The organism is Microbacterium sp. SCPM-O-B-15248 (M128), assembly GCF_058214835.1.
Genome location: NZ_JBYQLI010000006.1, coordinates 79,807 through 98,228, shown reverse-complemented (window position 1 = coordinate 98,228; position 18,422 = coordinate 79,807). Strand labels below are relative to the sequence as shown.

19 protein-coding genes are annotated in these 18,422 nt (G+C 70.9%); 8 read left to right on the top strand and 11 right to left on the bottom strand.

All coding sequences use genetic code 11. The features are described 5' to 3' along the window. Positions 1 to 29: 29 nt before the first annotated feature. Positions 30 to 533: a bifunctional nuclease family protein gene (locus tag AC3E6M_RS11625; protein WP_490529978.1), complete on the top strand. Its 504-nt coding sequence runs from the start codon at positions 30 to 32 to the stop codon at positions 531 to 533. Between the two features lie 82 nt (positions 534 to 615). Then, entirely contained in the window at positions 616 to 1,674 is a 1,059-nt protein-coding gene (gene gnd, locus AC3E6M_RS11620) for a phosphogluconate dehydrogenase (NAD(+)-dependent, decarboxylating) (protein ID WP_490529977.1), read from the top strand. 8 nt (positions 1,675 to 1,682) lie between these two features. Here gnd and AC3E6M_RS11615 read toward each other — a convergent pair whose 3' ends face one another. Then, the gene (locus AC3E6M_RS11615; protein ID WP_490529976.1) at positions 1,683 to 2,264 is read right to left on the bottom strand and encodes a hypothetical protein; all 582 of its coding nucleotides are present in this window, start codon (positions 2,262 to 2,264) and stop codon (positions 1,683 to 1,685) included. 165 nt (positions 2,265 to 2,429) lie between these two features. Between AC3E6M_RS11615 and AC3E6M_RS11610 the strand changes: the two genes are divergently transcribed. Beyond that, positions 2,430 to 2,996: a ribonuclease H family protein gene (locus AC3E6M_RS11610; RefSeq protein ID WP_490529975.1), complete on the top strand. Its 567-nt coding sequence runs from the start codon at positions 2,430 to 2,432 to the stop codon at positions 2,994 to 2,996. A gap of 9 nt (positions 2,997 to 3,005) precedes the next feature. Here the strand turns inward: AC3E6M_RS11610 and AC3E6M_RS11605 are convergent, their stop codons facing one another. Together AC3E6M_RS11605 and AC3E6M_RS11600 are read right to left on the bottom strand one after the other, a co-directional pair. Continuing rightward, positions 3,006 to 3,962 (bottom strand): Rossmann-fold NAD(P)-binding domain-containing protein, encoded by a 957-nt coding sequence (locus AC3E6M_RS11605; protein ID WP_490529974.1) that lies wholly within the window; start codon positions 3,960 to 3,962, stop codon positions 3,006 to 3,008. A gap of 71 nt (positions 3,963 to 4,033) precedes the next feature. After that, a complete protein-coding gene (locus tag AC3E6M_RS11600; RefSeq protein ID WP_490529973.1) occupies positions 4,034 to 5,341 on the bottom strand; it encodes an HNH endonuclease signature motif containing protein in 1,308 nt (435 codons plus the stop codon). A gap of 258 nt (positions 5,342 to 5,599) precedes the next feature. Here AC3E6M_RS11600 and AC3E6M_RS11595 point away from each other — a divergent pair, with 258 nt between their 5' ends. After that, a complete protein-coding gene (locus AC3E6M_RS11595) occupies positions 5,600 to 6,139 on the top strand; it encodes a hypothetical protein (RefSeq protein WP_171024231.1) in 540 nt (179 codons plus the stop codon). Positions 6,140 to 6,159: 20 nt separating this feature from the next. On the opposite strand, the gene AC3E6M_RS11590 is transcribed toward AC3E6M_RS11595, so the two are convergent. The 5 genes from AC3E6M_RS11590 to AC3E6M_RS11570 form a co-directional block, all read right to left on the bottom strand. Beyond that, complete coding sequence (locus AC3E6M_RS11590) at positions 6,160 to 6,888, bottom strand: hypothetical protein (RefSeq protein ID WP_490529971.1); 729 nt, start codon at positions 6,886 to 6,888, stop codon at positions 6,160 to 6,162. Beyond that, complete coding sequence (locus AC3E6M_RS11585; protein WP_138173752.1) at positions 6,885 to 7,781, bottom strand: ABC transporter ATP-binding protein; 897 nt, start codon at positions 7,779 to 7,781, stop codon at positions 6,885 to 6,887. Before AC3E6M_RS11585 ends, AC3E6M_RS11590 begins: the two co-directional genes overlap by 4 nt. After that, on the bottom strand, positions 7,778 to 8,140 hold the full coding sequence (locus AC3E6M_RS11580; protein ID WP_490529970.1) for a GntR family transcriptional regulator: 363 nt from the start codon (positions 8,138 to 8,140) through the stop codon (positions 7,778 to 7,780). Before AC3E6M_RS11580 ends, AC3E6M_RS11585 begins: the two co-directional genes overlap by 4 nt. A 56-nt stretch (positions 8,141 to 8,196) precedes the next feature. Then, complete coding sequence (locus AC3E6M_RS11575) at positions 8,197 to 8,877, bottom strand: nucleoside/nucleotide kinase family protein (RefSeq protein WP_490529969.1); 681 nt, start codon at positions 8,875 to 8,877, stop codon at positions 8,197 to 8,199. Between the two features lie 66 nt (positions 8,878 to 8,943). Further along, positions 8,944 to 9,327 (bottom strand): response regulator, encoded by a 384-nt coding sequence (locus AC3E6M_RS11570; protein ID WP_138173745.1) that lies wholly within the window; start codon positions 9,325 to 9,327, stop codon positions 8,944 to 8,946. A gap of 101 nt (positions 9,328 to 9,428) precedes the next feature. On the opposite strand from AC3E6M_RS11570, the gene AC3E6M_RS11565 reads away from it, so the two are divergent. Further along, entirely contained in the window at positions 9,429 to 11,444 is a 2,016-nt protein-coding gene (locus AC3E6M_RS11565; protein WP_490529967.1) for a sensor histidine kinase, read from the top strand. Positions 11,445 to 11,545: 101 nt separating this feature from the next. On the opposite strand, the gene AC3E6M_RS11560 is transcribed toward AC3E6M_RS11565, so the two are convergent. Then, a complete protein-coding gene (locus tag AC3E6M_RS11560) occupies positions 11,546 to 12,589 on the bottom strand; it encodes an LLM class flavin-dependent oxidoreductase (RefSeq protein WP_490529966.1) in 1,044 nt (347 codons plus the stop codon). Positions 12,590 to 12,675: 86 nt separating this feature from the next. On the opposite strand from AC3E6M_RS11560, the gene AC3E6M_RS11555 reads away from it, so the two are divergent. The 3 genes from AC3E6M_RS11555 to AC3E6M_RS11545 all read left to right on the top strand — a co-directional run bounded on the left by AC3E6M_RS11555 (position 12,676) and on the right by AC3E6M_RS11545 (position 16,635). Further along, entirely contained in the window at positions 12,676 to 13,446 is a 771-nt protein-coding gene (locus tag AC3E6M_RS11555) for a hypothetical protein (protein WP_138173739.1), read from the top strand. A gap of 44 nt (positions 13,447 to 13,490) precedes the next feature. After that, complete coding sequence (locus AC3E6M_RS11550) at positions 13,491 to 16,082, top strand: DEAD/DEAH box helicase (RefSeq protein ID WP_490529965.1); 2,592 nt, start codon at positions 13,491 to 13,493, stop codon at positions 16,080 to 16,082. Between the two features lie 115 nt (positions 16,083 to 16,197). Continuing rightward, positions 16,198 to 16,635, top strand: a complete 438-nt coding sequence (locus tag AC3E6M_RS11545) for a hypothetical protein (protein WP_490529964.1) — start codon at positions 16,198 to 16,200, stop codon at positions 16,633 to 16,635. Positions 16,636 to 16,686: 51 nt separating this feature from the next. Here the strand turns inward: AC3E6M_RS11545 and AC3E6M_RS11540 are convergent, their stop codons facing one another. Next, positions 16,687 to 17,538: a hypothetical protein gene (locus tag AC3E6M_RS11540; RefSeq protein ID WP_490529963.1), complete on the bottom strand. Its 852-nt coding sequence runs from the start codon at positions 17,536 to 17,538 to the stop codon at positions 16,687 to 16,689. A gap of 239 nt (positions 17,539 to 17,777) precedes the next feature. Beyond that, positions 17,778 to 18,335: a Dps family protein gene (locus AC3E6M_RS11535; protein ID WP_490529962.1), complete on the bottom strand. Its 558-nt coding sequence runs from the start codon at positions 18,333 to 18,335 to the stop codon at positions 17,778 to 17,780. Between the last annotated feature and the right edge of the window lie 87 nt (positions 18,336 to 18,422).

The window sequence follows — 18,422 nt, the reverse complement described above, 5'->3', positions numbered from 1 at the left end:
CGCCCGCACGGCCCCCGTACGATGGCGGCATGGTCCCGGTTCGCGTGCTCGGGGTGGCCCTGGATTCCGCCCAGCAGCATGTCGTCCTGCTCGCGCCGCTGCCGGGAGGCGGCGCTGAGGGAGGGATCGTCCTGCCGGTGTGGATCGGTCCGCAGGAGGCGATGTCGATCCTCGTCGCGATCGAGCGCGCGGCCACCCCTCGCCCGCTCGCGCACGACCTCATGGCCGTCATGATCCGTGAGCTGTCGGCATCCGTCGAACGCGTCGTCGTGACGCGGCTGGTCGAAGGCACGTTCTTCGCCGAGATCCACCTCGCGACGCCGCGGGGCCCGTTCGTCATCGACGCCCGGCCCTCGGATGCCATCGCACTGGCCGCGCGGACGGACGCGCCCATCCTCGTCGCCGAGGCCGTGCTGGCCGAGGCGGGCGTGCCGGAGGGCGCGATGGAGTTCGACACCCGCGGCGACGACGACCGGGTCGAGGAGTTCCGGAAGTTCCTCGACGACGTCGACCCCGACGACTTCCAGGGCTGACGCGGCCGCCGGGTCGCCCACGCTCCTAGACTCGCGAGTGGGCCGCCGATCGCGGCGACCATCCACGACGAACGGGGTACGGATGCAACTCGCCATGGTCGGACTCGGACGGATGGGCGCCAACATCGTCCGCAGACTCATGAAGGACGGCCACGAGTGCGTCGTCTACGACGTGAACCAGGATGCCGTGGCGGGCCTGGCCGCCGAGGGCGCGATCGGGGCGTCGAGCATCGCCGACCTGGCCGCGAAGCTCGAGAAGCCCCGCGCGGTGTGGCTGATGATCCCGGCCGGCCTCACGGGACGCGTCGTCGACGAGGTCGCCGAGGTCCTCGAGGCAGGCGACATCATCATCGACGGCGGCAACTCCAACTACCGCGACGACGTGCGCCGGGCCGCGAAGCTCAACGACACCGGCATCCACTACGTCGACATCGGCACGAGCGGCGGGGTGTTCGGCTTGGAACGCGGCTACTGCCTCATGGTCGGCGGCCACGACGAGGCCGTCGCGCACCTCGAACCGGTGCTCCGCACGATCGCACCGGGGCCCGGCGAGGTGGAGCGCACGCCCGGTCGCACCGGCGACTACACCGCCGAGGAACGCGGGTACCTGCACTGCGGACCCTCCGGTGCCGGGCACTTCGTGAAGATGGTCCACAACGGCATCGAGTACGGCATCATGGCGGCGCTCGCCGAGGGTCTCAACGTGCTGAACAACGCGGACGCGGGCCTGCGCCAGGGCGAGCACTCCGCCGAGGTGGCGCCGCTGGAAGAGCCGGAGTTCTATCAGTTCGACATCGACACCGCCAAGGTCGCCGAGCTGTGGCGGCGGGGATCGGTGATCTCGTCGTGGCTGCTCGATCTGACCGCCGCCGCGCTCGCCCAGAACCCCACGCTCGACGGGCTCGCCGGCCGCGTGTCCGACTCCGGTGAGGGACGGTGGACCGTGAAGGCCGCCGTCGACACCGGTGTGCCGGTGCCGGTGCTCGCGTCGTCGCTGTTCGAGCGGTTCGCTTCGCGCGGGGAGGACCACTTCGCCAACCAGGTGCTCTCGGCGATGCGGCTGCAATTCGGCGGTCACCAGGAGCTCCCCGCGGGCGACGTTCTCGAGGCGGGCGGGAAGAAGGCGGACAGCGCCGGCTGAGCGCGGCGTCAGCGCGTCAGCGTGATCGCGCAGACGAAGAGGGCGGCGCCGTCGTTCCAGACGTCGGTGGCGGGAGCCACGCATCCGCCGTCTTCGGCGGTCAGCAGGGTGACCTCGGCGCCGCGGTACTCCACGTAAGGGCCGACGGTGCCGCCGACCGGAGCGGATACTCCTTCGGGCAGCGTGCCGACGGAGGCGAGAGCCTCCATCAGCGGCACGCTGCCCGTCTCGGTGTAGTAGCTGCTCGCGTCGTAATCGCGACAGTTGGTGGTGCCGCCGCTGCCGGTCGGGAACCCGGTGCCCAGGCAATAGCCGCCGTCGGGCAGGTCGGGGAGCTGGCCGTGCTCGGCGCGATACCGCTCGAACAGCTCCTGCCACTGCGTGAGCTTCTGCGTCGCCGCCGTGTTCGGGTCGGCCGCGGCGTTCGGGCCGTTCAGGAACCAGACCAGGAACCCGACCGCGGCCACGATGATCACGGCGGCAGCGGTCAGAGCGGCGATCGCGGCAGGATGCAGGCGGGCACGGGGCTCGGATGTGGCGCTGGGCTCGGATGTGGTGCTGGGCTCGGACGTGGCGGTGGGCTCGGACATCGCGCAGGCTTTCTGACGGGGAAGGGGCCTCTACGGTGCCACGTGGTCGTCGGTATGTTGCCGAGGTCTCCCGGAAAGACGTGGGCGGAGCGGGCGGAGTCCATCCGCCACTTCATCCGGGTCGTCGACGACGGGTCCGCCGCCGCGGTCGGCGAGGATAGAGGGATGAGCAGCTCCGCCGTGTCCGCGTCCTCCGATCGCTACGTCGTCGCCACTGACGGCGCCTGCAAGGGCAACCCGGGCCCCGCCGGCTGGGCATGGGTGGGCGAGGACGGTCACTGGGCGGCCGGGTCGATCCCCGAGGGGACGAACAACATCGGCGAACTGCTGGGGCTGCTGCACGCCATCACCGATCACGCCGACGTGCGCGACCTCGTCGTGCAAGCGGACTCGAAGTACGCCATCGACACGTACTCGTCGTGGATGGACGGTCACCGTCGGCGCGGGTGGGTCACTTCGGCGAAGAAGCCGGTCGCGAACCGCGGCATCCTGGAGGCCCTGATCGCGGCGCGAGACGCGCGGCGTGCGGCGGGGCTGCCCGACGTGGTGCTCGAACACGTGCGGGGCCACAGTGGTCACGTACTGAACTCGTGGGCCGACGAGCGGGCCGTGCGCGCCTCGCAGCACGCGGCGAAGGGCGAGGAGCTCGTCTGGACGTCGTTGCGCGGGCTCGACCGGCTCGAGGTCGCGTCGGCGCCGCCGCGGTCGGCCGCGGATCGCAACGGCCGGTAGCCGCGGCCGTCAGCCCTCGAGGACCTCGCGCTCCTCGGACGGGGTGAGCCCGGCGCGTCGCGGGCGATCGATCCCGCGTGCCCGCTCATCGGCGAGCGTGCGCTGCATCGTCTCGGCGAGCGGTCGCCGCACGCCGCCGGAGGCCAGGAACGCGGCGTCACTGCGCCGCGCGAAGCCTCCCGCGTCGGCGGGAAGCCACAGCGGCAGCGACCGGGGGCCCGCCCAGTACTCCACTCCCCGGGACTCGAGCGTGTCGTCGTCGAGGGCGATCGTCTCGCTCGCGGTGCCCGCCGCGTCGCGGGCGGCCGCGAGGACGTCGGAGAGCGGGACCTCTTCGCCGACCGCGTTGACGGGTCCGCTCGTGCCTGCGCGCCCGGCGTGCGCGATCCACGCGGCGAGGTCGTCCACGTCGATGCCCTGGACGTGACGCCCCGCCGTCGCCGGGGCGAGGACACGCCCGCCGCGGGCGAAGCGCGCGGGCCAATATCCGAATCTGTCGGTGGGGTCGCCCGGGCCCACGATGAGGCCGGCTCTCGCGAGCAGGCCCCGTTCGCCCACTCGCGCCGAGGTGATCCGCTCGGCGTGCACTTTGGCATCCGCGTACCGCTCGAGGTCGACGGGGTCGACGAGCTCCGCCGTCTCGTCGGCGAAGGGGACGTCGGTGCGGGCGTAGACCGACACGCTCGACACCAGCGTCCAATGCGCGGCGCGATCGGCCAGGGCGTCGAGACCGGATGCCACGAATCGCGGATCCCACGAGAGTTCGACGACCTCGTCCCAGTCATCGCCGACGCCGTCGTAGGCGTCCGGGGCGTTCCGGTCCGCGCGGACGAGCCGGGCGCCGGGAGCGACGGCGCCGGCGTCGCCGCGCGCGAGGCACGTCACCTCAGCGCCGCCGGTGATCGCGGCCGCCGCGATCGCGCGGCCGAGCCACGCGGTGCCGCCGAGGATGAGGATGCGTCGCATGGTCGCCAGCCAAGCATCGTCGGGCTCATGCAGCGAGAGGGGTTCGCGGAGGGCGGACGTGCCGGGGCGACTCAGAACGGCGGCGGATCCGGTTCGGGGACGAAGGCGACGTATCTCTCGGGATGATCGGTGATCACGCGGCCCAGCGGACTCGTCCACTCGATGCTCCCGTCAGGGAGCTGTCGGGCCACCCAGGGGGTCTCGGTCTTGAGGGTGTGATGCCGTGTGCACAGGCAGGCGAGGTTGCACCGGCTCGTCGGTCCGCCGCGGGCGTGGTCCTGGTTGTGGTCGATCTCGCATCGCCGCGCCGGCTGACGGCATCCGGGGAACCTGCAGTGCACGTCGCGCGCGCGGACGAAGCGCTGGAGCGCGGGAGAGGGGCGGTAGCGGTTGACCGCGAGGACGGTGCCCGTGACCGGGTGGGTGACGAGGCGGTTCCAGGCGGGAGAGCCGGCCAGGAGCCGCCGCGCCGTATCGGCGTCGATGGGGCTGAGCCCGTCGATCGACGCGCCGCGGTCGCTCGCCCCGACGGCGGTGAGGGCGGGCACCGTGACCGAGACGTGCGCGCGGATCGCGCCGAGGCCGCCGGGAAGCGAGTCGGCGGTCGGATCGATCGCCGGCTGGCCCGTGAGCACGAGGTCGCACAGCAGGTCGGCTCGGACCTGGTCGATCGTGCGGCGGTCGTGCACGGCATCCGGATCGGTGTCGTCGTCCGCGGCGGGCCCTGCGACCGCGCGGATCTCGTTCGCTTGTCGGGTGAGGCGGTCGTACATCGCGCGGATCTTCGTCGCCCCGTCGAGCACCCCGAGCCGCGCCATGCCGTCGACGTCGTCGTCGATCCAGACCCGGCGCTGCTGCTCGGCGCGTGCGAAGCGCTCGGTGATCGAGGCGGGGTGCAGTTCTTCGGCGAGAGCGCGCGCGAAGGCCCGCGTGCCGGCGACGGTGTCGTTCGCGGCCCGCACGACCACGCGGCGCTCGTACTCCGCCCGCACGGCGGGATCGTCCATCTCGACGCCGATGTCGCGGATCACCGCGGCGTGGCGTGGGCTCAGGCGCCCCTCGGACAGCGCCTGCAGCGTCGCGGGGAAGTCGTCGACCAGCTGCAGGGCTTCGCCGAGGCGGCGCTGCACCGTGTGGTCGTTCCAGCGCAGCGCGACGCCGATCTCGGCCGCGATCGAACGCAGCGCCATCTCGCGCTCCTGCACCGCTCGAGGCCGGTGCGCCGACCGCTGCAGGGCGACACGCATCGCGGCCGCGAACTGCAGGACGCGCGCCGCCTCGAGTTCGGCGAGGGCGCGCTCGCTCTCGATCAGCGCACCGACGACGTCGGTGAGGACGGCGTCCTCGCGATCGTCGAAGAGCGGTGGTCGTTCCGGCATACACACATGCTGCCACGAACCTCCGACATCGCGCCGAGACCGTCCACAGGGGGAGGAGGGGTCAGCCCTCGCTCTGTCCGATCGCCGTGCCCTGGTGGAAAACGCAGCGGGGTTCCGGGTCACAACGCCACAGCGCCGCGCGGCGGCTGTCGCGTCCGTCGAACCGCACACGGTACTCGAGCAGGACGAGATCCGGCTTCGGGTATCGACCCGGCGCCGCCGTTCCGCCGACAGGAGGGGCGGGTACGGTCGACCACCATGACGGATATCGCCGACGCGCCCTCGCACCCGCCGTTCGCCCTGGTCGCGGCGGTCGCCCACGCTCACGAGCTCGGGTACCACGGCATCCGGATCGATGCGTACCTCTACGCCACGGGGCACTGGCGGTGCCGCATCCACGTGCCCTCAGAGGACGGCGACGACGAAGACACTGAGCTGCTGAGCTACTCCAGCGCCGGCGAATGGGACCTGTTCCGCGACGGCCGCACCGCGTGGACGGTGCAGGCCATCGCCGAGCGACTGATCGCTCGGGCGAGGCCGTTCCCCGCGGCATCCCTTCCCGATCCCGCCTATGCGGCCTGGCTCGCGGAGCTGCGGCGTCGGACCGGCGGCGGGGCGTTCGTCATGTCCGAGGACGCCTACACACGTGAGCAGTTGTGGAAGCAGCGCGGCCTCGTCTCGCTGATGTACGCGGATGCCGAGGCGGCCCGCCGCGACGCGGAGCGGCCGGGCGCGGGCGCGGTGGACGAGAACGGCTGGACGCTCGATCGCACCATGCCGGTCCCGCCGGCGCGGTGAGCGGGACCCGCCGCGTGGCCTCAGCGCACGGACGCGCGTCGGAGGAAGGAGTACTGCCCCACGAGGGCGAGGACGATCACCACGCCCGCCGCCGCCGCGACCCACCACGGCTGGAACGCCGACGCGATCGGGACGAGGAGGATCACGACGATCCCCAGCGAGACCACGAGCGCCGCCGCGAGCCCGATCGGCCCGAGTGCTCCGAACCGCACCCAGGCGGCGGCGAAGGCGCCGCCGACCGAGAGGACGAAGAGCGTGCCGAGGAACGCGGTGACCGCGAGCTGAACGGGATTTCCGGAGCCGAGGATCGTGACGTCGGTCATGTAGATGTCGAAGAACCAGTGCCCCGTCGCCAGCTCGATGGCCAGCAGGGCCAGCAGCATGGCGGTGACGTAGAGCGAGAGCGCGACGTGGGTGAGCACGGTGCCGAAGACGAAGGTGTGACGGGTGCTGCCGAGCGACAGGGCGAGCGGGAACGTCAGTGACACGGTCTGGACCCCGAGCCATCCGAAGAATCCGGGCAGCGCCCAGAAGACCGCCGCGTTGTTGCGACTGTTCTGCACCCACTCCGGGCTGCCAGGGACCGAGCCGATCCGCCAGAAGATGATCGCGATGATCACGGTGAGCGCGAACACGATGAGCATGATGCCCGGCGGGGTGCGCAGCAGCATCGCGCGCTGCGCGAAGTGCAGGCGCAGGACATCCAGCGGCGCGGCGCCGCGCGAGCGGGTGACGGTGGCGGAGGTCATGCGAGGGTTCCTTCCCGGGTGTCGTTCTGGACGCCGTAGGCGGCGACGAGGTCCTGCAGCGTGGCCGAGGTCAGTTGGACGCCGGTGCGGGCGACCTGCGCGCGCAGGTCGTCGTCGGCCCGGGTCTCGACGACGAGCGACGTGAGACCGCCGATCGAGCGGCGCTGGAGGACGCGGCGTCCCTCGGCCAGATCGTCGACCGCGGCGGTGAGTCCGCTCAGCGTGACGGCGCTGCCGCGCAGTTCGTCCGCCGTGGCCGTGCGCACGAGGCGTCCGTCATCGACGATCACGACGTGCTCGAGCAGGGGCTCCATCTCGTCGATGAGGTGAGTGGACACCAGGATCGTGCGCGGGTGGTCGAGGTAGTCCTGCATGAGCGAGTCGTAGAAGAAGCGTCGGGCCGTGGCATCCAGGCCGAGGTAGGGCTCGTCGAAGATCGTCACGGGTGCGCGCGAGGCGAGGCCGAGCACGATCCCGAGCGAGGAGGCCTGCCCGCGCGACAGCTTCTTGATCGCGGTCTTCCGGGGGAGTCGGAAGCCGTGGATCAGGCGCTCGGCCACCTCGGCATCCCATCCGGCATGGAAGAGCGGGGCGACCTCGATCGCCTGGCGCAGCGTGAAGTCCTCGGGATAGCGCTGGTTGTCGCGCACGAAGCTGATGGATGACATCGTCACGGCGTTCTCGAACGGATCGGTGCCGAAGACCTCGACGGAGCCGGTGCTGGGCCGGTCGTGGCCGGCGATGATCGACATGAGCGTCGTCTTGCCGGCGCCGTTGCGGCCGAGGAGCCCGGTGATGGCGTTCTCGGGGATGTCGACGGTCACGGAGTCGAGGGCGAGCGTGCGACGGAAGCGTCGCGATACCCCCGACAGACGGATGGCGGGCTGTGTCATGACGAGGCCCCTTCCTGGTCGATGATGCGGTGGATGTCGGGAAGATCGAGACCGAGGGAGTGCGCTTCGGCGAGCAGCGGCGCGACGAAGTCGGCGCGGAAGGCGGTGGTGCGTTCGTCGCGGAGTCGCTGACGCGCTCCTTCGCTGACGAACATGCCCAGCCCGCGCCGTTTGTGCAGGATGCCGCGATCGACGAGCAGGCCGAGGCCCTTGCCGACGGTCGCGGGGTTGATGCGGTGGAACGCGGCGAGTTCGTTGGTCGAGGGGACTTGTGTGCCCTCGGCGTAGCTGCCGGCCAGGACGCCGTCGGCGATGGACTCCGCGATCTGGAGGAAGATCGGCTTGCCGTCGTCGAGCATCGGACTCCTTGGGTTCGTTACTTGAGTAATGAACCTACGAGCCTGCAGGGTCGCTGTCAAGTGGTGCGAGCGACGACGGCTCCTGTCTCGCCGGACACCACGAGGTCGGCACGATCGCGCGTCGTCTCGATCAGGTCGGCGTTTCCCCCGTCGACGTTCCGCGCCCACGCGGTGGCCGCCTCCACCGTGCGCCCGTGGTGCGTGTGGCGCTCGATCAGGCGCGCCTCGCGCGCCGCCGGGGGAGCGGTGCAGAACCACGTTTCGTCGAGAGCATCGCGCACGAGCGCCCACGGGCCGTCGTCGACGAGGAGGTAGTTGCCCTCGACCACGACGAGGCGCGTGGCGGGCTCGATCGCGATCTCGCCCGCGACGCCCTCGTCGACGGCGCGGTGGAAGCTCGGTGCGAAGACAGTACGGTCGGCCTCGGCCCGCACCCGGTGCAGCAGGGCGAGGAACCCCCAGCCGTCGAACGTGTCGAGTGCCCCTTTGCGGTCGCGCCGCCCGAGACGGTCGAGCGTGGCGTTGGCGAGGTGGAAACCGTCCATCGGCAGAGCGGCCGCCACCCCGGCGAGGCGGGCGTTCAACTCGTCGACGAGCGCGGCCGCGAGGGTCGTCTTGCCGCTGCCCGGGCTGCCGGCGATGCCGAGCAGGAAGCGCGCGGATCCGGATGCCGCGCGCTCGACGCGGTCGGCGAGGGCTTCGACGGCGTGCGGGGGCGGGGAAGCGGGGGCAGGCATTCCCCGAATCTATCCAGGGCGTGGCCCGGGCGCGGATCGACCGCGGGAGACGCGGGAGGGGACGCGTCAGGCGCCGACGCGGGCCGCCTGGAGCTCGCTCAGGACCGTAGCGATGAGATCGGCGCGGGGGACGGGCTTGATGAGGACGACGTCGAATCCGTGACGCTCGGCGAACCCCTCCTCCGTCTCGGCCTCCACGCGGGCGGTCATCAGGATCAGGCGAGTGTTCTTCAGAGCATCGTCGGCGCGGACGAGGCGGGCGAGTTCGAGGCCGTCCATTCCGGGCATCATCCAGTCGAGAATCGCCACCGCGGGACGGCTTTCGCGCAGGATCTGCAGCGCGGTGGAGCCGTCGTAGCACTCCACGGCGTCGAGACCGGCGGCATCCAGGCGCATACGCGTGAGTCGGGCGAGGTCGACCTCGTCGTCGGCGATGAGTACTGATGGCACGTGAGACCCTCTCCCCTCGGCATCCGACCTCCCGCCCGCGCCTCGCGAGTCGGGGTGCCCGACGGCACTCGATCGGGTCTCTGCACGGATACTATCCCGGCATGTCCCACAGCAATATCGCCGACAGGGTGCGCGCGCTTCCGGGGTGGCGCCACTCGGCAGCGCTGGCGCTGACCCTGCTCATCAGCTTCGTCGTGGGGCTGGCCAGCGTCACGTGGGTGAGTGGGCCTGCGACGTTGAGCTGGTGGTGGCCCGCCGCGGGTGTCGGTGCCGCTGCGGGCCTGATGTCCTCGTCAGCCCAGCGCCCCTACGTCAGTGCGGGCTACGGGCTGATGATGGTCGCCGTCTCGGTGATCGGCGAGCGCGGGATGGGGGTCGCCGTCCTCGGCGGCTTGTCGGCGGCCTTCGAGGTGTACGTCGTGGCGACCATCGCCACGGGCCGCTCCGCCGCGCCGGGGATCCGCAACCTGAAAGCCGCCGGCCGGTTCATGCTGGGCGCGGTCGTCGGCGGCTCCGTGGGCGGGCTCGGGATCGCAGCGGGCGTGGCCGTGGGGGGCGGGTCGTTCCTCTCCACGGTCGGCGGTATCGTCGCATCCCATACCTCGGCCATTCTGGTCATCACCCCTCTCGTCCTGATCGCACGGGAGAAGCGCGTGACCCCGTGGAGGATCTCCCTGGGGCTGACGCTCCTCACCCTCGCCACCACGGCGGTGGCGTTCTTCCCCGGTTGGAGGGATCCGCTGGGGTTCTTACCGGTGCCCGTCCTGATGTACGCGGCCTTCACGCAATCGATGCGTGTGACGTACGCGCAACTGGTCCTGACGATCGCCGTGGTGAGCGGGTTGACCGCCCTCGGCGGCGGGGCGTTCGCCAATTCCGCCGGAGCGATCAGGGTCGTGAGCCTGTTGCAGCTCTATGCCATCACCCTGGCCGTCACAGCCCTGTTCGTCGCTGCGGCGCAGGCCCACCAGCGTGCGTTGATCGACCAGCGCGAAGGCACCCGGCGACTCTTGAACGAGGGATTCGCGCGCGCCCGCAGCGGCTTCGCGATCCTGTCGGAAGAAGCGGGCGGGGGGCTCGTGGTCCTGGAGATCAACCCGATGGCGACCACCGTGCTGGCCTCCGAGTTGACGGCGACGGCGAAGTCGGGCCTGGTCGTCCGGCCGGACGGAACGCTCCGATCGTTCGCGAGGACTCTCGTGCCCGGCCGGTCCGACACCACGGCGTGGCCGGTCGACGAGGGCGACGACGCTCTCTTGCGCGTCACGATCGAGGCGCTCGACCGATCGGACTACGGCACGTTCTACCTCCTCTACGTCGAGGATCTCAGCGCTCTGCGCGAGGCCGAGGCGGTCATGGCCGCGCGGCTGGAGAAGCAGCGCCAGATCGTCGACGCGCTGCGGGCGATGAACCAGCAGAAGGACGACTTCGTCGCCAGCGTGTCGCACGAGCTGAGAACGCCGCTCACCTCGATCAGCGGGTATGCGGAGGAGCTGGCCGATCTCGTGCGCACTCCCGTGGAACGCGACTACGTCGCGGTGATCCTCCGCAACTCCGAACGCCTTCTCGAGCTGGTCAGCAACGTGCTCGCCGCTGCCCGACGGCAGCGGGAAGACGCCGAGGCGCCGGCGGTGCCGGTCGTGCTCGCGGAGGTCATCGAGCAATGCCTGCTCGACGTGCGGTACAGCGTCGTGAGCAGGGAACTCACCACCGAGGTGGACTGCGCCTCCTCCGTGCATGTCATGGCGTACGCGAGTGATCTCAGCCGGGTGATCACCAACCTCCTCACCAACGCCGTGAAGTTCTCGCCGCGCGGGGGAGCGGTGACGATCACCGCGCGCGCCACCGAGGATGCGGTGATCGTCACCGTGCAGGATGAGGGGCCCGGGATCGACCCCGCGGAGCGCGAGCGGCTGTTCGAGCCCTTCTACCGCGCCCAGCGAACGATCCATGACGGGGTCGCCGGAACGGGGTTGGGGCTGGCGATCACGAGAGACCTGCTCGCGGGGATGAAGGCGACCATCAGCCTCGACAATGCTCCCGACAGTGGCACGATCGCCGAGGTCCGTTTCCCGCTGGCGCCTGCTCCCGCAGAGGTGACCGCCGGGGCCCGGTAGATCGCACCATCGCGCTCCCCGCCCCGAAGTTGAGTCACCCCGGAGACGGACGCGATGTTCGCCCGCACTCCGGGGTGGTGACCTTTACCGCCGCGTCTTGATCAGTTCGCGGCCACGGAGTCGCGGGTCGGCACCCATCCGAGCGCCGGCGCGACGTACTTCGCGAAGTTCTCGACGAGGCGGAGGTTGAACGCGACGCCCATCTGCGACGGGATCGTCAGCATGAGGGTGTCGGCGCTCATCACGGCGGCGTCGTTCTGCAGCTGCTCGACGAGGGCGTCGGGCTCGGCGGCATACGTCTTGCCGAAGGTCGAGCGCATGCCGTCGATCACACCGATCTGGTCGGAGCCCGCCGACCCGCCGAAGTACATCCGGTCCTCGTCGCTGATGATGGGGAAGATGCTGCGGCTCACCGACGTGCGCGGTGTGCCCGCGTGGCCGGCTTCGGCCCAGGCGGCGCGGAAGGCGTCGAGCTGCCGAGCCTGGAGGATGTCGAAGGGCGTGCCGTCGGCCTCGGTGAGGAGCGTCGACGACATGAGGTTGATGCCCTTGCGGCCCGCCCACTCGGCGGTCGCCGTCGTGCCGGCGCCCCACCAGATGCGCGTGCGGAGCCCGGGGGAGTGCGGCTCGATGCGCTGCAGACCGGTGCCGCCGCCGAAGGGGCTCATCGGATCGCGCTCGGCGAGACCCTCGCCGTCGATCGCGCGCAGGAACAGGTCGAAATGCTCGCGGGCGATGTCGGCGCCGCGCTCGTCCTCGGACCCCGTGTAGCCGAACGCCTCGTAGCCGCGCACGACCGTCTCGGGAGACCCGCGGCTCACGCCGAGCGCGAGTCGGTTCCCGCTGATCAGGTCGACGGATGCCGCCTCTTCGGCGAGCATGAGCGGGTTCTCGTACCGCATGTCGATGACGCCGGTGCCCACCTCGATGCGCGACGTGCGCGCCGCGATCGCGGCGAGCAGCGGCATGGGCGCCGACTGCTGTCGAGCGAAGTGGTGGACGCGGAAGGCGACGCCGTTCACGCCGAGGTCGTCCATGCCCTGGGCGAGGTCGATCGCCTGGAGCATCGAGTCGCCGGCCGACAGGTGATGCCCGCCGCCGAGGGGGCCGTAGTGCCCGAAGGAGAGGGTGCCGAAAGAGCGCATGACGTATGCAACGCGGCATCCTCAGGTCTATTCCCACGCATGCAAGCCCCGCCCTCGACTCCGCGTGCTGTGGGACGATTCACGGGATGGATGCCGAGGCGCAGGACGAACTGACGAGGCTTCGCGCGCGCGCCTACGGGCCGGATGCCGATCTCGCCGACGACCCGGTCGCCTGGGCGCGACTGCACGAACTGGAAGACCTCGAACGGCGACGCCGGGCCGAGGCGGCGGTCTCGCCACCGGTCCGGACCGGATCCTCCGAACCCGAGGACGACCCGACGAGGGCGGACACCGAGGGGGAGGACGACGAGGAAGCGACCATCCCGGAGCGCCCCTCCCGGAGGCCCGTCGTACACCGCCCGCGGACGCTCTGGCTGTGGGCCGGCTCTCTCGCCGCGGTCGCCGCCGTGGCGAGCGCGGCCTCGGTCGCCGCGGCGACCTTCGTTCCGGTCGCGCGCACCGCTGGCGTCGCTCAGGTGGAGACCCTGCTGCCTGATCCGTCCGTTCAGACCGACTCGCTGTCGCCGCTCGGCATCGACCCGTCCGAGGTGGAGGGCTACGCCGACTTCCTGGGGCTGACGACGTTCGCCGGCTCCACGCAGATCGACTCCGCCGGCAACCGTGCCGAGTGCCTGTTCCTCATCGAGACGGCCGACGCCCCGTGGACCGAGGACGACGGGACCTTCCAGGGCGGTTTCCGGTACGGCGGGTGCGGGGCGGGCGCCTTCCCCGCGACGGTGGAGTTCGTCGTCACCCCCGAACTGCCCGAGGCCTTCCGCCAGCGGTTCCCCGTCGGCAGCGCCGTCCAGTTCGTCCGCGACGGGGATCGGATCGGCGTCTTCTCCGACGCCGACTGAGCGCGACCGGCGGGTCGCGGATCGGGGGATGAGAGGGTGGAGCAGTGACCTCGCTCCTCGACCACGTGCCCGCGGGCACCGATCCGGATGCCGCCTACCTGGGATTCGTCGAGTGGGCGAGCGAGCGCGGGCTCACGCTCTACCCCGCCCAGGACGAGGCCGTCATCGAGATCGTGTCGGGGGCGAACGTCATCCTGTCCACGCCGACCGGGACGGGGAAGTCCCTCGTCGCCGTCGCCGCGCACGCGGCATCCCTCGCCCGGGGCGGCCGCAGCTACTACACGGCCCCCATCAAGGCGCTCGTGAGCGAGAAGTTCTTCGCCCTCGTCGAGATCTTCGGCGCCGAGAACGTGGGGATGGTCACGGGCGATTCCTCGGTCAACTCCGACGCTCCGATCATCTGCTGCACGGCCGAGATCCTCGCCAACCTCGCCCTGCGACAGGGCCCGGATGCCGTGGTCGACCAGGTCGTGATGGACGAGTTCCACTACTACGGCGAGCCCGACCGCGGCTGGGCCTGGCAGGTGCCGCTGCTGCTGCTGACGCGCGCGCAGTTCATCCTCATGTCGGCGACGCTCGGCGATGTCACCGGCATCGCCGACGACCTTTCCCGCCGCACCGGTCGGCCCACCGCCCGCGTCACCGGCGTCGAACGGCCCGTTCCCCTGCACTTCGAGTACGCCCGGACGCCCATCCACGAGACCGTGCAAGAGCTCCTCGACACTCGCCAGGCGCCGGTGTACGTGGTGCATTTCTCTCAGGCGGCGGCGATGGAGCGCGCGCAAGCACTGTCGTCGATCCGCATCATCGGCCGTGAGCAGCGCGACGAGATCGCCGAGGCCATCGGCGGGTTCCGCTTCACCACCGGCTTCGGCAAGACCCTGTCGCGGTACGTGCGCGCCGGCATCGGGGTCCACCACGCCGGGATGCTCCCGCGGTACCGGCGCCTGGTCGAGACGCTCGCGCAGCGCGGGCTCTTGCGCGTCATCTGCGGTACCGACACTCTCGGGGTCGGGATCAACGTCCCGATCCGGACCGTGCTGATGACGGCGCTGACGAAGTACGACGGCACACGCATGCGCCAGCTCTCGGCGCGAGAGTTCCACCAGATCGCGGGGCGCGCGGGCCGCGCCGGCTACGACACCGCCGGCACGGTCGTCGTCATGGCACCCGACCACGAGATCGAGAACGCCGCGCAGATCCTCAAAGCCGGGGACGACCTCAAGAAGCAGAAGAAGATCGTGCGGAAGAAGGCGCCGCAGGGCTTCGTCAACTGGACCGAACAGAGCTACGACCGCCTCGTCGCCGCGGAGCCCGAGCCGCTCCAGCCGCAGATGAAGCTCACCGCCGCGATGCTCATCAACGTCATCGCCCGCGGCGGCGACGTCTTCGAGAACGTGCGGTCGCTGGTGTTCGACAACCACGAACCGCAGGCCCGGAAGTACGAGCTCGCCCGCCGCGCGCTCGCGATCTTCCGCACCCTCGTGCAGGCCGGCGTGGTCGAGGTGCTCCCGCCGCGTGAGGGGTCGAAATCTGTCGCCCAGGGAGGGTCCCAGGCGACAGATCTTGACTCCTCACGCATTGCGCTCACCGTTGAGCTGCAGCCGAACTTCGCGCTCAACCAGCCGCTGTCGCCGTTCGCGCTCGCCGCGATCGAGATGCTCGATCCCGAGGTGGAGTTGGGACGGGGGCCGGATGCCGCGCCCCCGGCGTCGTCGGTCGGCACCGGGCACTACGCGCTCGACGTCGTCAGCGTCATCGAGGCGACGCTCGACGATCCGCGGCCGGTGCTCTCGCAGCAGCAGTTCCGCGCGCGCGGTGAGGCCGTCGCGGCGATGAAGCGCGAGGGCATCGAGTACGACGAGCGCATGGAGCTGCTCGAGGAGATCACGTGGCCCAAGCCCCTCGACGCGTTGCTCGCGCAGGCGTACGAGGTGTTCGCGTCGAGCCAGCCGTGGATCCGCGACTTCGAGCTGTCGCCCAAGTCGGTGGTGCGCGACATGTTCGAGCGGGCACTGTCGTTCGGGGAGTTCGTCTCGCTGTACCAGCTCGCCCGGAGCGAGGGACTGGTGCTGCGCTACCTCAGCGACGCCTACCGGGCCATCCGCCAGACGGTACCCGTCGATGCGCAGACCCCTGACCTGCTCGATCTCATCGAGTGGCTCGGCGAACTCGTGCGACAGGTGGACTCGAGCCTCGTCGACGAGTGGGAGCAGCTCATCAACCCCGCCGACGACCCGACCGCGCCCGTGGTGCCGCCGGCACCGCCGTCGATCCTCACCAACCGCCGCGCGTTCGTCGTGCTCGTGCGCAACGAGATGTTCCGGCGCGTGCAGCTCGCGGCCCTGCAGCGCGACGACGAACTCGTCGAACTCGACCCCGACGTGGATTGGCCCGCCGCGCTGGACGCCTATTTCGACGAGCACGATGCGATCGGCACCGGGGGAGCGGCGCGATCGTCGGCGTACGTAGACATCGACGAGTCGGCCGCGGCGGAGGGTGTGTGGCGCGTCGAGCAGACGATCGACGACCCCGCCGGCGATCACGACTGGCGCATCCGTGCCGACGTCGATCTCGCCGCGTCCGAGGAAGAGGGGACGGCGGTCGTGCGGGTCGCCGAGGTGCTGCGGATCTGACGGTTCCTCCTCGATGGGCGTGGGGGTGAAGTTGTCCACCGAACGCCGAGGGGCGCTGGCCTGCGTACCGAGGGCGTCCGTGAAGTCGATGCCACCCCGCCCCGAAGGACCGACCGTGACCCTCGATACCGCTCAGGCCCTCATCGCACTCGCCGCGTTCTTCCTGACCTTCGCGGCGGCGATCCTGAGCGGAATGAAGTGGATGCTCGATCGGGTCGAGCGTCGCACGGAGCGGCAGTTCGAGCAGGTCGACCGCCGGTTCGAGCAGGTCGACCGCCGATTCGCGCAGGTCGATCACCGGTTCGAGCAGATGGATCAGCGATTCGACCGGATCGAGTCCCGCATGGAGCGCGCCGAGACGCGGATGGACCGCGCGGATGCGCGGTTCGACGAGCGAATGGCGCGCATCGACGCTCGCGAACGGCAGATCGACGAGCGCCTTCTCACCATCGACGCCAATATCGTCAGAATCACGGTGAACATCGCCGATATCAAGGCCTCCATCGCCCGGCTCGAAGGGCCGCGGCCGCCGCTCGTCCTTCCCGGGCGCTGACCGGGCCGGCGTCCGGAGCCCCGAACGGACGCGGGACGTCGGACGGGCGGCTCACCGAGTCGGCTCAACCGCACCGGCGCGACGCGCCCGGGGCAGCACCCGTCGCAGCGCGAGACCGGCCGCGGCGACCACCACCGTGACGACCAGCGAGGGCAGGGTCAGCTCCGGGAGCGAGAGCGCGGAGAAGAACACGGTGACGCCGTAGTCGGCCATCCCGGGGAGATCACGGGCGAGCACGCGCGTCCCCGCGGCGGACGCGAGCGCCGTGCTCAGGGCGGGGACCACCCACACGAGCAGGAGACCGACCACCGCTGCGGCCACGCGCCCGATGGTGTCGACCCCCGTCCAGGCGATCACGGCGCCGACGAGAACCGGGCCGAGGTGGACGGTCAGAGGGAGGATGGCGGCGAACGGAGAACCGTACGCGAACGGCAGCGTCAGCCACGCGCCGATCCACATGCCCGCGGCCATCGCACCGATCGCGAGGGCGACTCCGGCGCCTGCGCGGGGCGCGGCGGCGAGCACGAACGCGGAGACCAGGGAGACGACGAGAGCGAAGATCGCGACGGCGGTGACCAGGAGCAGGTACACCGTCGACTCCACGCGCTCCTGCAGCACGCTCGCCGTCACGAGCGCGGTCTCGATGATCGCGACGACCTGGACCAGCGCGAGCCCGCCGACCGTCGCGATCGCTCGCGTGACACCGGGCCGCGACCGCAGGGCGCGGGCTGCGATCCCCGCGGCGACACCGCCCATCACCAGGAGCACGATGATCGTCGTGATCTCGTACTGGCTGAAGGGGAGGAGCACGAACGGTCCCACCCGCGACGCATCGCCGGTCTCCTCGAGATTCTGGAGGGGGAGGAACGGGCCGGTGGTGAGCCAGGGCAGCAGGCCCGCCACCGCACCCGTCGCCCCGATCAGGAGGAACCACTAGGCTCCCCGTCGTGCTCGGACGTCGTCGACCTGACCGTTCGACATGGATCCCCCCGGTTCCCGTCGGCGTCCGCCGACGTCATCGAGCGTCCCACACCCCGAGTGGTCGGGGAGGCACCGCTCGGCGCTGCGCGCGCCGGACCCCGCGACGAACGACGGATGCCGGGACCCTCAGGCCCCGGCATCCGGTGTGTCCTCCGCCGCGGTTACTTGCGGGCGACGCGGTTCTCGGCGCTGACCATCCATGACAGCTGTTCGAGACGCTCGAGGATCGAGTGCAGGATGTCTGCGCTGGTGGGGTCCTCGTCGTCGACCCCGTCGTGCACATCGCGGACGGTGCCGACGACGGCGTCGATGCGCTCGGTGATGAGGTCGATGACCTCGGCCGTGTCGATCTCGCCCTGGGGGAACTCCGGCAGGGTCGTCGTCTCGGCGATCGTGTCGCTGCGGCCGTCGGGCAGGGCGTGCAGCGCGCGCATGCGCTCGGCGACGGTGTCGCTGAACTCGCGCGCCGCCTCGATGATCTCGTCGAGCTGGAGGTGAGTGTCACGGAAGTTCTTGCCGACGACGTTCCAGTGGGCCTGCTTGCCCTGGACCGACAGCTCGATGAGGTCGATCAGCACGGCCTGCAGCGCGCCGGTGAGCTTCTCGGACGCCTGGAAGCCCTTCTCGGCGTTCTGCTCGTCGGTGGTCTCGGGGCCGCTGCCGCCTCGAGCCGGGCGACGGCGGTTCTTGGTGGGTGCGTCCTTCGTGGTGGCGGCCATTCGCATTCCTTTCGCTCACGTTCGCTGTCGACGTTAGGACGGTCGGCCGTGGGCGCGGCGGGGGTTGCGGGCGCGTCGGCGGCGGGG

Coding starts and splice junctions, on each gene's coding strand:
- AC3E6M_RS11625 (WP_490529978.1), top strand. CDS start 30: ATGGTCCCGGTTCGCGTGCTCGGGGTGGCCCTGGATTCCGCCCAGCAG.
- gnd (WP_490529977.1), top strand. CDS start 616: ATGCAACTCGCCATGGTCGGACTCGGACGGATGGGCGCCAACATCGTC.
- AC3E6M_RS11615 (WP_490529976.1), bottom strand. CDS start 2,264: ATGTCCGAGCCCACCGCCACGTCCGAGCCCAGCACCACATCCGAGCCC.
- AC3E6M_RS11610 (WP_490529975.1), top strand. CDS start 2,430: ATGAGCAGCTCCGCCGTGTCCGCGTCCTCCGATCGCTACGTCGTCGCC.
- AC3E6M_RS11605 (WP_490529974.1), bottom strand. CDS start 3,962: ATGCGACGCATCCTCATCCTCGGCGGCACCGCGTGGCTCGGCCGCGCG.
- AC3E6M_RS11600 (WP_490529973.1), bottom strand. CDS start 5,341: ATGCCGGAACGACCACCGCTCTTCGACGATCGCGAGGACGCCGTCCTC.
- AC3E6M_RS11595 (WP_171024231.1), top strand. CDS start 5,600: ATGACGGATATCGCCGACGCGCCCTCGCACCCGCCGTTCGCCCTGGTC.
- AC3E6M_RS11590 (WP_490529971.1), bottom strand. CDS start 6,888: ATGACCTCCGCCACCGTCACCCGCTCGCGCGGCGCCGCGCCGCTGGAT.
- AC3E6M_RS11585 (WP_138173752.1), bottom strand. CDS start 7,781: ATGACACAGCCCGCCATCCGTCTGTCGGGGGTATCGCGACGCTTCCGT.
- AC3E6M_RS11580 (WP_490529970.1), bottom strand. CDS start 8,140: ATGCTCGACGACGGCAAGCCGATCTTCCTCCAGATCGCGGAGTCCATC.
- AC3E6M_RS11575 (WP_490529969.1), bottom strand. CDS start 8,877: ATGCCTGCCCCCGCTTCCCCGCCCCCGCACGCCGTCGAAGCCCTCGCC.
- AC3E6M_RS11565 (WP_490529967.1), top strand. CDS start 9,429: ATGTCCCACAGCAATATCGCCGACAGGGTGCGCGCGCTTCCGGGGTGG.
- AC3E6M_RS11560 (WP_490529966.1), bottom strand. CDS start 12,589: ATGCGCTCTTTCGGCACCCTCTCCTTCGGGCACTACGGCCCCCTCGGC.
- AC3E6M_RS11555 (WP_138173739.1), top strand. CDS start 12,676: ATGGATGCCGAGGCGCAGGACGAACTGACGAGGCTTCGCGCGCGCGCC.
- AC3E6M_RS11535 (WP_490529962.1), bottom strand. CDS start 18,335: ATGGCCGCCACCACGAAGGACGCACCCACCAAGAACCGCCGTCGCCCG.